The organism is Devosia sp. FKR38, from assembly GCF_005222805.1.
GTDB lineage: Bacteria > Pseudomonadota > Alphaproteobacteria > Rhizobiales > Devosiaceae > Devosia.
Genome location: NZ_STGC01000002.1, coordinates 616202 through 628974, shown reverse-complemented (window position 1 = coordinate 628974; position 12773 = coordinate 616202). Strand labels below are relative to the sequence as shown.

13 protein-coding genes are annotated in these 12773 nt (G+C 64.8%); 7 read left to right on the top strand and 6 right to left on the bottom strand.

The window, feature by feature from the left end; genetic code table 11:
- Positions 1 to 57: 57 nt before the first annotated feature.
- A complete protein-coding gene (gene dnaK, locus E8M79_RS03035; protein WP_137150443.1) occupies positions 58 to 1971 on the bottom strand; it encodes a molecular chaperone DnaK in 1914 nt (637 codons plus the stop codon).
- A 244-nt stretch (positions 1972 to 2215) separates the two neighbouring features.
- Entirely contained in the window at positions 2216 to 2548 is a 333-nt protein-coding gene (locus tag E8M79_RS03030; protein WP_137150442.1) for a hypothetical protein, read from the bottom strand.
- A gap of 138 nt (positions 2549 to 2686) precedes the next feature.
- Between E8M79_RS03030 and pabB the strand changes: the two genes are divergently transcribed.
- The 3 genes from pabB to E8M79_RS03015 are packed head-to-tail and all read left to right on the top strand — an operon-like array spanning position 2687 to position 5497.
- The gene (gene pabB, locus E8M79_RS03025) at positions 2687 to 4450 is read left to right on the top strand and encodes an aminodeoxychorismate synthase component I (protein WP_171015679.1); all 1764 of its coding nucleotides are present in this window, start codon (positions 2687 to 2689) and stop codon (positions 4448 to 4450) included.
- Positions 4451 to 4472: 22 nt separating this feature from the next.
- Complete coding sequence (gene pncA / locus E8M79_RS03020; protein ID WP_137150440.1) at positions 4473 to 5108, top strand: bifunctional nicotinamidase/pyrazinamidase; 636 nt, start codon at positions 4473 to 4475, stop codon at positions 5106 to 5108.
- A complete protein-coding gene (locus E8M79_RS03015) occupies positions 5105 to 5497 on the top strand; it encodes a GFA family protein (protein WP_137150439.1) in 393 nt (130 codons plus the stop codon). The genes pncA and E8M79_RS03015 overlap by 4 nt, the downstream gene beginning before the upstream one ends.
- Positions 5498 to 5608: 111 nt before the next feature.
- Here the strand turns inward: E8M79_RS03015 and grpE are convergent, their stop codons facing one another.
- The 3 genes from grpE to hrcA form a co-directional block, all read right to left on the bottom strand.
- A complete protein-coding gene (gene grpE, locus E8M79_RS03010) occupies positions 5609 to 6196 on the bottom strand; it encodes a nucleotide exchange factor GrpE (RefSeq protein WP_171015720.1) in 588 nt (195 codons plus the stop codon).
- A gap of 94 nt (positions 6197 to 6290) precedes the next feature.
- Entirely contained in the window at positions 6291 to 7508 is a 1218-nt protein-coding gene (locus E8M79_RS03005) for an MFS transporter (protein WP_137150438.1), read from the bottom strand.
- 87 nt (positions 7509 to 7595) lie between these two features.
- On the bottom strand, positions 7596 to 8669 hold the full coding sequence (hrcA, locus tag E8M79_RS03000; protein ID WP_137150437.1) for a heat-inducible transcriptional repressor HrcA: 1074 nt from the start codon (positions 8667 to 8669) through the stop codon (positions 7596 to 7598).
- Between the two features lie 139 nt (positions 8670 to 8808).
- Here hrcA and rph point away from each other — a divergent pair, with 139 nt between their 5' ends.
- From rph to hemW, 4 genes are read left to right on the top strand one after another with little or no spacing between them, the layout of a single operon-like run.
- Positions 8809 to 9525 carry a ribonuclease PH gene (gene rph, locus E8M79_RS02995; protein WP_137150436.1) on the top strand — a complete coding sequence of 239 codons (717 nt, stop codon included), beginning with the start codon at positions 8809 to 8811 and terminating at the stop codon, positions 9523 to 9525.
- Positions 9522 to 9668, top strand: coding sequence for a hypothetical protein (locus E8M79_RS18305; RefSeq protein ID WP_171015678.1), 147 nt, complete (start codon positions 9522 to 9524; stop codon positions 9666 to 9668). The genes rph and E8M79_RS18305 overlap by 4 nt, the downstream gene beginning before the upstream one ends.
- Positions 9665 to 10306 (top strand): non-canonical purine NTP pyrophosphatase, encoded by a 642-nt coding sequence (locus E8M79_RS02990; protein WP_137150435.1) that lies wholly within the window; start codon positions 9665 to 9667, stop codon positions 10304 to 10306. Before E8M79_RS18305 ends, E8M79_RS02990 begins: the two co-directional genes overlap by 4 nt.
- On the top strand, positions 10296 to 11453 hold the full coding sequence (hemW, locus tag E8M79_RS02985) for a radical SAM family heme chaperone HemW (RefSeq protein WP_137150434.1): 1158 nt from the start codon (positions 10296 to 10298) through the stop codon (positions 11451 to 11453). The genes E8M79_RS02990 and hemW overlap by 11 nt, the downstream gene beginning before the upstream one ends.
- Here hemW and E8M79_RS02980 read toward each other — a convergent pair.
- A complete protein-coding gene (locus E8M79_RS02980; RefSeq protein ID WP_137150433.1) occupies positions 11450 to 12685 on the bottom strand; it encodes a penicillin-binding protein activator in 1236 nt (411 codons plus the stop codon). The genes hemW and E8M79_RS02980 overlap by 4 nt on opposite strands.
- Positions 12686 to 12773: the final 88 nt, after the last annotated feature.

Here is a 12773-nt window from a genome sequence, read left to right as displayed (position 1 = left end):
GTAAACAAAAAGGGGCCCGGCAGATGCCGGACCCCTTTATCTCTTGGCAAAGGCCGCTTAGGCGGACTTTTTGCCGTCGTCGTCCTTGACCTCTTCGAAGTCGGCGTCGACGACGTCGTCATCGCTGTCATCGGCGGTGCCATTGGCCTTGGCTTCGGCTTCCGCCTGGCTGGCCTTGTACATGGCCTCGCCCAGCTTCATCGATGCCTGGGCCAGCGCCTCGGTCTTGCTCTTGATCGCCTCGGCGTCGTCGCCGTCGAGCACGCTCTTGAGATCGGCAACGGCCGCCTCGATGGCGCCCTTGTCCTCGGCCGAAACCTTGTCGCCATATTCACCCAGCGACTTTTCGGTCGAGTGGATCAGGCTTTCGCCCTGGTTCTTGGCTTCGACGGCCTCGCGCTTCTTCTTGTCAGCCTCCGCGTTCAGCTCGGCTTCCTTGACCATGGCCTCGATGTCAGCATCGCTCAGGCCACCCGAGGCCTGGATGCGGATCTGCTGTTCCTTGCCGGTGCCCTTGTCCTTGGCCGAAACCTGGACAATGCCGTTGGCGTCGATGTCGAAGGTCACTTCGATCTGCGGCACGCCACGCGGTGCGGGCGGAATGCCGGTCAGGTCGAAATTGCCCAGCAGCTTGTTGTTGGCGGCCATTTCGCGTTCGCCCTGGAACACGCGGATGGTCACGGCGCTCTGGCTGTCCTCGGCGGTCGAGAAGGTCTGGCTCTTCTTGGTCGGGATGGTCGTGTTGCGGTCGATCAGGCGGGTGAACACGCCGCCCAGGGTCTCAATGCCCAGGCTGAGCGGGGTCACGTCGAGCAGCAGCACGTCCTTGACGTCGCCCTGCAGCACGCCGGCCTGAATGGCTGCGCCCAGCGCCACCACTTCGTCCGGGTTCACGCCCTTGTGGGGCTCCTTGCCGAACAGCTGCTTGACGATTTCCTGCACCTTGGGCATGCGGCTCATGCCGCCCACCAGCACGACTTCGTCGATCTGCGCGGCGGTGACGCCGGCATCCTTCATGGCCATCTTGCACGGCTCGATGGTCTTCTGGATCAGATCATCGACCAGGCTTTCCAGCTTCGACCGGCTCAGCTTGAGCGTCAGGTGCTTGGGACCCGAGGCGTCGGCGGTGATGAAGGGCAGGTTGATTTCGGTCTGGGTCGAGCTCGAGAGTTCGATCTTGGCCTTTTCAGCGGCTTCCTTCAGGCGCTGCAGCGCCAGCTTGTCGCTGCGCAGGTCAATGCCCTGTTCCTTCTTGAACTCGTCGGCCAGGTAATCGACCAGACGCATGTCGAAGTCTTCACCACCCAGGAACGTGTCGCCATTGGTGGACTTCACTTCGAACACGCCATCGCCGATCTCGAGGATCGACACGTCGAAGGTGCCGCCGCCAAGGTCATAGACCGCGATGGTGCCGGTGTTCTTCTTGTCCAGGCCATAGGCGAGCGCAGCAGCCGTCGGCTCGTTGATGATGCGCAGCACTTCCAGGCCGGCAATCTTGCCTGCATCCTTGGTGGCCTGGCGCTGGCTGTCGTTGAAATAGGCCGGAACCGTGATCACGGCCTGGGTGACGGTCTCGCCGAGATAGGACTCAGCGGTTTCCTTCATCTTCTGCAGGATCATGGCCGAGATCTGGCTGGGCGAATACTTGTCGCCCGATGCCTCGACCCAGGCGTCGCCATTGTCGGCCTTGACGATCTTGAAGGGCACAAGGTTCTTGTCCTTGGCCACAACGCCATCGTCGAAGCGGCGGCCGATCAGGCGCTTGACCGCAAACAGGGTATTTTCGGGATTGGTCACGGCCTGACGCTTGGCGGGCTGGCCGACCAGGCGTTCGCCATCCTTGGAGAAGGCGACCATCGAGGGGGTGGTACGCGCCCCTTCCGCGTTTTCGATGACCTTGGGATTGGTGCCATCCATAACAGCGACGCAGCTGTTGGTGGTGCCCAGATCGATACCGATAACTTTAGCCATTACGAAGCCTCTCTTTCAGCAAACCCATCGTGCAACCCCTCTCGCGAGGCAGTTCCGTGGCCATCAGGCCGGGTTCCCTTGCAATCAGATTGTGCCCATCGCTGGGCCTGCGGCGTATATAGGGGGGTCGCCGAGAGGCTTCAAGCGCTGCTGCGGTACAATTGCCACAGATGGGCCGCCCAAATGCGCGCCCGCGCGGAGCAAAGGGGGCCGGCCACACGGACCGACCCCACTGCGACCAGAATTAGTCGTTCAGCGTATAGCTGTTCAGCGAGCAGATATCGACCTGCGGCACTTCCAGAACGGCGCCCTCGCCGGTCTCGAAACGGAAGTCATACAGGCACTGATCCGAACCATCGCCGATGGTCACGGTGCCCTGCATGCCGGGCTCCAGCGTGCCGTCGGCGCCGAGCAGGTCTTCACCCCAGGTATTCTCATTGCTGGGCGTGGTATAGAAATAATGCAGTGCCTGGCTGCTGTTGTTGATCAGCGTGAACTCGACGTTCTGCGCCATGGCGGGAACGGCACTGGCCAACAGTGTGAGCGCGGCAAGGCCGGCCTTGAAATAGGTGTTCATTGTATAGGTCTCCCCGAGGCCGGCAGCACCTGCGGCCGGCGCCCTAATATGTCTCGGAGAGGCTATTAAACAAGGGTTTTGAAGGACGGCCCGCGGCTTTTCTTTTTCATTCCAAGGCCCTAGAAGCGAAGCATGTTCATGCCCGGTTCAGTCTTGCTTCATGACAGCCTCAACCGGGGCGATGGCAACCTGCTGTTCATGGCGCCGCAGCGGGTCTTGCAGGCTTATGATGCCGCCGGCGTGCGCGCGGCGCTGGTCGCGCTGGAGGCCGCGCTGGCCGATGGCCTCTGGGCCGCCGGCTTTATCGCCTATGAGGCCGGCTACGCCTTTGAGGAGCGTCTGCTCCCCCTCATGCCGCCGCCAGGCGATACGCCCCTGCTCTGGCTGGGGCTTTATAGCGGCCCGCAGCGGCTCGATACGCAAGCGGTCGCCACCCTTTTGGCCGCCAGCACCACCGGCACCGCCGAGATCAGCGACATCGTCCCCGCCCTCAACGTGACCGACTATGCCGCAGTTTTCGCCCGCGTCAAAGCCCTGATCGCCGCCGGGGACACCTATCAGGTCAATCTGACGCTGCGGGCGCACTTTGATCTCAAGGGCGACCCCGTCGCGCTCTATTCCCGCCTGCTGCAGCGCCAAAAGGTGGCGCATGGCGCGCTGATCGATACCGGCAGCCACCATGTGCTGTCCCATTCGCCGGAGCTGTTTGTGGCCAGCAGCGGCGGCCAGCTCAGCGCCCGGCCGATGAAGGGCACGATGGCGCGCGGGGTCAATCCGGACGCGGACGCTGCCAACCGCGCCGCGCTGGCCGCCGACCCCAAAAACCGCGCCGAAAACCTGATGATCGTCGATCTGCTGCGCAATGACCTCGCCCGCGTGGCGGACGTCGGCTCGGTCAAGGTCACCGACCTCTTCACGGTGGAAACTTATGAAACGCTGCACACGCTGACCTCGGGCATTACCGCGACGCGCCGGGCCGATGTCGGCGTCACGGCTTTGCTCGCGCAACTGTTTCCCTGCGGCTCGATCACCGGCGCGCCCAAGCTGCGCGCCATGCAGATCATCGCCGACCTAGAGGCCGCGCCGCGCGGCGTCTATACCGGGGCGATCGGCTTCTTCGCGCCCAATGGCGATCTGGCGCTCAATGTCGCCATCCGCACCGCCGTGATCGACCGCAGTGGCGCCGGCACCATCGGCGTCGGCGGCGGCATTGTCGCTGACTCCACTGCTGAGGACGAATATCGCGAGGCCCTGCTCAAAATGGCATTCTTCACACCGCAGCCCGAACCAGTGACCCTGATCGAAACGCTGAGCTGGACGCCGGAAACCGGCTATGCCCTGCGCCAGCGGCATCTTGATCGCCTGACGGCCTCGGCCGCGTTCTTTGGTCTGCCCTGTGATCCCGTTGCTATCGATGCCCTGCTCGACGCTCAGGCGTTTGATGCCCCCATGCGGGTGCGGCTGACGCTCGATGCCAATGGCCCTGCCCTCACTGCCGTGCCGCTGCCGCCCAATCCGGCCGTCTTTCGCTTCATGCTGGCCGAGGAGACCCTGCAGTCGGACTCCGTCTGGCTGGCGCACAAGACCACCAACCGCGCCTTCTACGACGCGCCGCGCCAGGCGGCCCATGCGGCGCACGGTGTCGATGAAGTGCTGTTCCGCAACGAGCGCGGCGAATTGACCGAAGGTTCGATCACCAATCTCTTTATTGAACGCGATGGGCACCTGCTGACGCCGCCGCTGGCATCGGGCCTGTTGCCCGGCACGCTGCGCGCCGAACTGCTCGCCACTGGCCGCGCCGTGGAACAGGTTTTGCGGCTTGCGGACCTGGAGACGGCCGAGGCAATCTGGCTGGGCAATTCGGTGCGCGGGCTAATGCCTGCACACTGGATCAAGCCCTGACACCCTGCGGAGACACAGGCCCATGACCATCGAGATTTCGCCCCGCGACGTGCTGGTGGTGGTGGACGTGCAAAACGACTTCCTGCCCGGCGGGCGGCTGGGCGTCGCCGGTGGCGACGAGATCGTGCCGCTGATCAATGCGCTGGCCAAAAAATTCACTCAGGTCATCTTCACCCAGGACTGGCACCCGGCCGATCACATCTCCTTTGCCAGCCAGCATGCCGGCAAGGCGCCGTTCGAGATGATCGAGCTGCCCTATGGCCCGCAGGTGCTCTGGCCTGACCATTGCACCTGGAACAGCCCGGGGGCCGAACTGGCCGCGGGGCTCGATATTCCCCATGGCCAGCTGATCATCCGCAAGGGCTATAACCGGGCCATTGATTCCTATTCCGGCTTCCAGGAAGCCGACCGCGAGACGCTGACGGGCCTGGCCGGCTATCTCAATGAGCGCGACCTCGACCGGCTGTATCTGGTGGGCCTGGCCACCGATTTCTGCGTCGGCTGGACCGCCATCGACGGCGCCGCCGCCGGCTTTGACGTCACTGTCATCGAGGACGCCACCCGCGCCATCGACAGCAATGGCAGCCTCGCCACCGCCTGGGCCGACATGGCCGAAGCCGGGGTACAGCGGGTCATGAGCCGGGAGATTCTGGGGTGATCGAAGGATCCTGCCATTGCGGCGCCGTGCACTGGCGCTTTGACAGCACACCCGATGCGGCCACCGCCTGCAACTGCACCATCTGCCGCCGCTATGGCGCGCTGTGGATCTATGGCCATGAAAATGAAGACGTGTTCGTCTCCGGCCCGACCACGACCTATGTGCGCGGCGACAAGAGCCTGAGCTTCAACTTCTGTCCGCACTGCGGCTGCATCGCCTATTGGCGCGGGCTCGGCACCGGTCCCGACGGGCGGCGGCGCATGGCGGTCAATGTGCGGCTGGCCGAACCCGAGGCGGTCAAGGCCATCCCCATCCAGCGCTTTGATGGCCTGCACAGCTGGGACGACCTGCCGCGAGATGGCGCCACCGTGGGCGACCGCTGGTTCTGAGGCTATGCGAAGTTGACCAAGAAAAAAGGGCACCACAGGCGCCCTTTGTTCAGATCAGAGAGATGCCCGCCGCAGCGCGGATTCACGTGAAACGCTGCTGACGCTCAGCCGTCAAACGCTCTTGTCGACGGCTTCGTCGGCCGGGGCGTGGCTGGGGCCGCCCTTGGCGACGCCGACCATGGCGGGGCGCAGGATGCGGTCGCCAATGGCAAAGCCAGCCTGCACCACCTGCACCACAGTGCCCTCGGGCTTGCTGGCATCGGGCACTTCGAACATGGCCTGGTGCTTGTGCGGATCGAACTTCTCGCCCTGCGCCTCAATCGGCTTGACGCCATGCTTGGCCAGAAGGCGTTGCATTTCGCGCTCGGCCAGCTCGATGCCCTCGATCAGCGTTTTGGTCGTCGCATCGCCTGATTCGCGCGCTTCGGCCGGCAGCATCATCAGGGCGCGGCTCAGTGCATCGGTGGCGCTCAGCATGTCGCGGGCAAAGCCGGCGATGGCATAGGTGCGCGTGTCGCTGACTTCGCGCTCGGTGCGCTTGCGCAGGTTTTCCATCTCGGCGACGGTGCGCAGCACGCGGTCCTTGAGCTCGCTGTTCTCGACGCGCAGGGCTGCGGTGGGATCAATGCTCTCGATGGTCTCTTCGACCGGGGTCTCGACTTCAGGCGTTTCGCCCGAGGCGGCGTTTTCGTCGCTCATCATTGCTGTGTTCCGCAAAATGCCAAAGGATTTGCCCCGCATATCGGCCAATATGGGGGCGATTTCAAGCCCAAGCCGTGTTGCCGCGGTGGCGCTAGCCAGCAGCGGGCACCAGCGCATGGCTGCGTCGGCGGGCCAGCAGCAGCAGCAACACCAGCGCCAGGCCGCAAAACCCCATGGTTGTGGCCAGTAGAGCTGTCGGCCCCGGCCCGGTCAGCAGGCTGGCAAACAGCGGTGCGGCCAGCGCAGTCAGCACATTGAGCGGCAGCGCGATGCGCATGCTGGCCCGGGCAAAATCGGCCCCATCATAGAAGGTCAGCGGCATGATGGCGCGCGTGACCGCCAGCGAGCCGGCGCTGAGGCCATAGATCACCACAAAGGCGCCGATCAGCAGCGGCGTGCCCTGGCCCAGCAGCAAGAGGGCAAAGGCCAGCATGACCCCTGCAGTGGCAAAGATACCAGTGGTGATAGCGTCCCAGCGGCGGGCGCCGACAAAGTCGAGCAGCCGCGCGCCCACCTGCAGCAGGCCCAGCATGGACGCAAAGGTGATCGCCTGGCCCGGCGGCAGGCCCTCGGCCTTGAGCAGTTCGATAAACAGGGCACTCAGGCCAAAGGTGACAATGGCATTGAGCACAATGGCCCCGGTGATCAGGACAAAGATCGATCCGGGCACCGGCCGGGTGGTTGGTTTGGCCGGCTCGGTGGCGCTCGACTTCGGCGCTGGCGGCGTTCGTCGCGGCAGGGCCAGCCCATAGAGCGGGATCGAGACCAGCCCGATCAACGCCGCCAGAACCAGGCACAGCCCGCGCCAGCCAACACTGCCCGAGACCAGCGCAGAGACCGGCCAGAAAATACTGCCCGACAGGCCCGTCACCAGCATCAGGGCGCCGATGGCCCGGCGGCTGGCGGCGCCGGCCACTTCATTGACCAGCACATGGGATGTGGTGGTGAGCGTCGCGGCGCCCGCCAGGCCCAGCAGGGCCCAGCACAGATAATAGCCGATGGCGCCACTGGCCATCGACAGCAGCACAAAGCCCGGCACGGCAAGGGCTGAACCAGCCAGCATGACCCATCGGGCGCCCCAGCGCGCCAGGGGCCGCGCCAGCAGCGGCGAGGCCAGGCCCATCACGATGTAGAACACCGTGGTGCCGGCAAACACTGCCGGCACGCTCATGTTGAGAGCGGCGGCGATATCGCCGGCGACGACGGCCAGCAGCCCCACCGAGCCCCAGCCGATGTTCTGGGTAATGCCCAGAACCACAAGCGTCTGGATGATTCGGCCCGTCGTGCCCTGCGTCTTGGCCGTGCTCACCCGTCGATCCCATCAGTTGCAAATCATTCGCATCTGCACAGACCAGAGCTTGATGACAGCTTGAATACGCCTGCGGCCGAATCGGCCCTAGCGCTTGCGCGCCATCATGGCGGTGATGACATGGGCGGTGTAGTCGACCACTGGCACGATGCGGGCATAGTTGAGCCGGGTCGGGCCGATCACGCCCAGCACGCCCACCACCTTGTCATTGGCGTCCTTATAGGGGCTCAGAATCACCGAGGAGCCCGACAGCGAGAACAGCTTGTTTTCCGAGCCGATGAAGATGCGCACGCCCTGGGCCTTCTCCGCGTCGCCGAGCAGGTCCAAGAGCCCATCCTTGCTTTCCAGTTCATCGAACAGCTGGCGCATGCGCAGCAATTCGTCGCTCGCCATGGCGTCATTGATCAGGTTCGCCCGCCCGCGCACGATCACCGTGGGATGGCTGGCGGCGGAGGCCTGGCCGAGCGTGGCAATACCGGCATCGACCAGTTTCTGCGTCAGCTCGTCGAGCTCGGCCCGCTGTTCGGCGCGCTGCTCGGACAGCACCTTGCGCGCTTCGGCGAGCGTCCGGCCGACCACGTGATGGGCGATATAATTGCCGGCCTGGGTCAGGGCGCTGGCGGTGAGACCCGCCGGGGTCTCCATGATGCGGTTTTCCACCTGCCCGTCCTGGCCCACCAGGATGGCCATGGCGCGGGTGGCGTCGAGTCGCACGAATTCGAGATGGCGCAGCACGAGATCCGCCTTGGCGGCAATGACCACGCCGGCGCCCTGGCTGAGCCCGCTCAGCAATTGGCTGGCTTCGGTGAGCACGTCTTCCACCTGGCCGCGGCGCTGGCCTTCGATCGATTGGGCAATCTGGCTGCGCTCGGCCTCGTTGACCGCGCCGACCTCGAGCATGGCATCAACGAAAAAGCGCAGGCCCTCCTGCGTCGGCGCCCGCCCGGCCGAGGTATGCGGCGCGGCAATCAGCCCGAGATCTTCCAGATCGGCCATGACATTGCGCACCGAGGCCGGCGACAGCCCGCCCTGCAGCATGCGGCTGAGATCGCGTGAGCCCACCGGGCTGCCGGTATCCAGATAGCGCTCGACAATCTTGCGAAAGATGTCCTGGCTCCGGCTGTTGAGCACGCTCAAAAAGTCTTCAGACGGCTTGCTCATGCGGTTTTGCTAAAATCGTTCGCTTTAACTGTGGTGCATCATTTAAGCGCATTGCTGCCTCCCGCCAAGCGCCCGCGGCTTGTGAGGCGGACCGAGGAGGGTTAAGAGGCGGTTAATAGCAATTGCAGTCGGAGACCCTATGCGCCCGTCCGGACGTGAGCCCAACCAGATGCGCAGCGTGAGCATCGAACGCAATGTCTCCATGAAGGCCGAGGGCTCTTGCCTGGTCAGCTTTGGCAATACCAAGGTTCTGGTGACGGCGTCGGTGGAAACCAGCGTTCCCGGTTGGCTGCGCGGCAAGGGCCAGGGCTGGGTCACCGCCGAATATGGCATGCTGCCCCGCGCCACCGGCAGCCGCACCCGCCGCGAGGCGACCGCCGGCAAGCAGACCGGCCGCACTCAGGAAATCCAGCGCCTGATCGGCCGCTCGCTGCGCGCCGTGGTCGATATGCAGCTCTTGGGTGAAGCCCAGATCACGCTCGACTGCGATGTGCTCGAGGCCGATGGCGGCACCCGTACCGCTTCGATCACCGGCGCCTATGTCGCCCTGGCCGATGCCATTGCCTGGATGGACGAGCGCAAGCTGACCAAGGGCAAGGCCCTGCGTGATTCGGTGGCTGCTGTGTCTTGCGGCATTTATCGCGGCGCGCCCGTGCTCGACCTCGACTATCTCGAGGACGTCGAAGCCCATACCGACGCCAATTTCGTCATGACCGGCGCGGGCAAATTCGTCGAGATCCAGGGCACCGCCGAACAGGCGCCCTTCAGCCGCGCTGAATTGGAGAGCCTGATGGGCCTCGCTGAACAGGGCATTGGCGAATTGACCGCATTGCAGAACAAGGTGCTCGGCGCATGATCGGCTGGTTCAAGAAGCTTGCGGCCGCCAAGCCGGCGACCCGCCCGGTCACCAGCCTGCGCCAGCCCTCGCCGGAAAACTGCGCGCTGTGGCGCGACGTGGCCCGGGCGCTCGACGCCAAGCCCAAAGGGATCAGTAAATGAGCATTCCGCGTCTGGGTCCCGGCGATCGCCTGGTGCTGGCCACCCACAATGCCGGCAAGCTCAAGGAATTCCGCGAACTCTTCGCCCCCTTCGGCCTCGAGATCGTTTCGGCGGGCGAACTTGGCCTGCCTGAGCCCGAAGAAACCGGCACCAGCTTTGCCGAAAATGCCCGCCTCAAGGCGCATGCCGCCGCCCAGGCAACCGGCATGCTGGCACTCAGCGATGATTCGGGCCTCTGCGTTGATGCGCTCAATGGCGATCCCGGCGTCTATACGGCCGACTGGGCCGGCGTGCCGCGCAATTTCGACCATGCCATGAAGCGGGTCGAGGATGCGCTGCAGGCGGCCAATGCCACCTCGCCCGGCCTTCGAGGCGCCTCGTTCAACGCCACCATGTGTCTGGCCCATCCTGATGGCCGCGATGTGCTCTATGTCGGCAAGGTCGAGGGCACGCTGGTCTGGCCGCCGCGCGGCACCGTTGGCCATGGCTATGATCCGGTGTTCATGCCCAAGGGCTATGACATCACCTTTGGCCAGATGCCGGCCGAGATGAAGCATTCCTGGGCGCCCGGTGAACCCGGCCTCAGCCATCGCGCCCGCGCCTTTGCGCAGTTCTACGAGGCCCAGATTGAAAAATAACCCCAACGATCTGTTCGGGGTTTATGTGCACTGGCCCTTCTGCGCCAGCAAATGCCCATATTGCGACTTCAACAGCCATGTCCATCGCGGGCCGTTCGACGAGGATGGCTATGTCGCCGCCTATGAGCGCGAGATCGCCACGGCGGCTGCGCTGGTGCCCGGCCGCGTGGTGCAGTCGATCTTTTTCGGCGGCGGCACGCCCTCGCTGATGTCGCCCAGCGCCACCGGGCGCATCATCGATGCCATCGCCAGGCACTGGACCGTCGAGCCCGGCGCCGAAATCACGCTCGAAGCCAATCCGACCAGCGTTGAGGTCGACCGCTTCCGCGGCTTCCGCACCGCTGGCGTCAACCGCGTGTCGCTCGGCGTGCAATCGCTGCGCGAAGGGCCGCTGGCCGAACTGGGCCGTCGCCATTCGGTGGACGAAGCCATTGCCGCCGTGCGCATCGCCCAGTCGGTGTTCGAGCGCTCGAGCTTTGATCTGATCTATGCCCGTCCGCGCCAGACGCTTGAGGACTGGGAAGACGAGCTCAAGGAAGCGCTGTGGATGGCACGTGGCCATATCAGCCTTTACCAGCTGACCATCGAGCAGGGCACGCGCTACTTCGACCTGCATCGCGCCGGCAAGCTGATCATGCCAGATGAGGACCTGGCGGCCGATTTCTATGAGCTGACCCAGGAATTGACCGCGGCGGCGGGCCTGCCCGCCTATGAGATTTCCAACCATGCCCGCCCGGGCCAGGAGAGCACGCACAACATGCTCTATTGGCGCTATGGCGAATATGCCGGCATCGGGCCGGGCGCCCATGGCCGGCTGATGATCAACAACCAGCGCCACGCCACCGCTGCCGAGAAACTGCCCTTTGAATGGCAGAAGCAGGTGCAGGCCAAGGGCCATGGCATGGTGGTGGACGATGTTCTCACCTGGGAAGAACAGGGCGACGAGTTCCTCGTCATGGGCCTGCGGCTCAAGGAGGGCATTTCGCCCGCCCGCTTCAGCGCGCTCTCGGGCCGCCAGATCTCGCCGCGCCAGATCGATGCGCTCAAGGGCTATGGCTTTGTCGAGACCCTGCCCAATGGCAATATCCGCGTCACCGACCGCGGCTGGCCCGTGCTCGACGCCGTGGTCGCGGACCTCGCCGCCTAAAGGGCGGCCGGTTCGACCTGTTGGGCTCCAGCCGGGGTCACCCGCTTGATGGCCAGGGCATAGTCGGCGCGGCCATCGCTGTTGAAGCGGAACATGCCGTCCCGGCCATTAAAGCCCGTCGGCGCTGTCATGATCGCCGGATTATAGGGCGGGCTGGCCAGCGACAACGGCTTGGCATTGGCCAGGATCGTCGCGGTATAGGCGATGGTGGTCAGTGCATGCGGCGGGCTGCCGAAGCGGGCCTGGTAATCGAGCGAAATCGCCTTGAGGCCCGCATCATCCACCCCTGGATAGATCGCGCCGGCCAGCGCCGCCGTGCTGGTGATGGCGGGATCGCCCTGCCAGTCGGCGGAGCCGACAATCATCACGTCATCGGGCTTGACCCCGGCCTGGGCCAGAAGCGTCGCGAATGTCGGGGCGCTGAGCCGGTCGGGCAGGAAGAAGCTGTCGATCAGCCCCTTGTCGATCAAGGGCTTGGCCTGATTGATAATGCCCTTGGCCTCGCTGGCATCGGAAAAACTATAGACCGCCGAGGGCGAAAAGCCCGCGGCAATGGCCTGCTGGCGGAAGGCGGTCTGCTGCGCCTGGCCATAGGCCGTATTGGGAAAGGCCCCGGCCACGCCGCGCCGGCCATTGGCCTTGAGGTAGCGCAGCGCCCGTCTCATCTCGGTCTCGGGCAGGACGCTTAGCAGATAGACCCCCGGCCCGGCCGCGCTGGCATTGTTGGAAAAACCGATGAGGGGCAAACCGTTGGAGCGGGCCACCGCGCCGGCGGCGGTGACTTCATCGCCCTTGAGCGGGCCCAGGATCAGCTTGGCCCCCTGCTGCGCCGCGGCGTTGACCGCATTGGTGGCGCCCGCCACTGAGCCGCCGGTGTCATAAAGCGTGATGGTGGTGTTCTCGGCGATATTGGGATTGGCCTCGATAAAGCTCATCGCCAGCTGGCTGCCATTGGCCATGGCCCGGCCGACGCTGGCCAATCCCGGATCGCCCGACAACGGCAGCAGCAGCGCCACCTGCACCGGCCCATGGCCGAAACTCTGCTGCCCGCTGGTTGGTTGCAGCGGTTGCATGGTGGAGGCCTGGGGCGCATTGGCCGGGGTCAGCGTGCCCGGGGGCCGCGCGCCGCCGCCAAAATCAATGGTGCGGGAGCCCAGCTGGATGGGCGAGCAGCCCGCCAGCACAAACAGCGCCACGCCCGCCAGTGCCCGTGCTATGCCGTAACCGGCCATGCCAATACACCTTACCCGTGGTCCCAATGTGTGAGCGATGTGTTAACACTCTGGCGACAATTGCTTAACCAAGTCTCAATGCAGGAAC

Bases quoted from the DNA above. Each gene is read 5' to 3' on its own strand.
- dnaK (WP_137150443.1), bottom strand. From the start codon at position 1,971: ATGGCTAAAGTTATCGGTATCGATCTGGGCACCACCAACAGCTGCGTC.
- E8M79_RS02990 (WP_137150435.1), top strand. From the start codon at position 9,665: ATGAGCATTCCGCGTCTGGGTCCCGGCGATCGCCTGGTGCTGGCCACC.
- pncA (WP_137150440.1), top strand. From the start codon at position 4,473: ATGACCATCGAGATTTCGCCCCGCGACGTGCTGGTGGTGGTGGACGTG.
- grpE (WP_171015720.1), bottom strand. From the start codon at position 6,196: ATGAGCGACGAAAACGCCGCCTCGGGCGAAACGCCTGAAGTCGAGACC.
- hrcA (WP_137150437.1), bottom strand. From the start codon at position 8,669: ATGAGCAAGCCGTCTGAAGACTTTTTGAGCGTGCTCAACAGCCGGAGC.
- E8M79_RS03030 (WP_137150442.1), bottom strand. From the start codon at position 2,548: ATGAACACCTATTTCAAGGCCGGCCTTGCCGCGCTCACACTGTTGGCC.
- pabB (WP_171015679.1), top strand. From the start codon at position 2,687: ATGCCCGGTTCAGTCTTGCTTCATGACAGCCTCAACCGGGGCGATGGC.
- E8M79_RS18305 (WP_171015678.1), top strand. From the start codon at position 9,522: ATGATCGGCTGGTTCAAGAAGCTTGCGGCCGCCAAGCCGGCGACCCGC.
- rph (WP_137150436.1), top strand. From the start codon at position 8,809: ATGCGCCCGTCCGGACGTGAGCCCAACCAGATGCGCAGCGTGAGCATC.
- E8M79_RS02980 (WP_137150433.1), bottom strand. From the start codon at position 12,685: ATGGCCGGTTACGGCATAGCACGGGCACTGGCGGGCGTGGCGCTGTTT.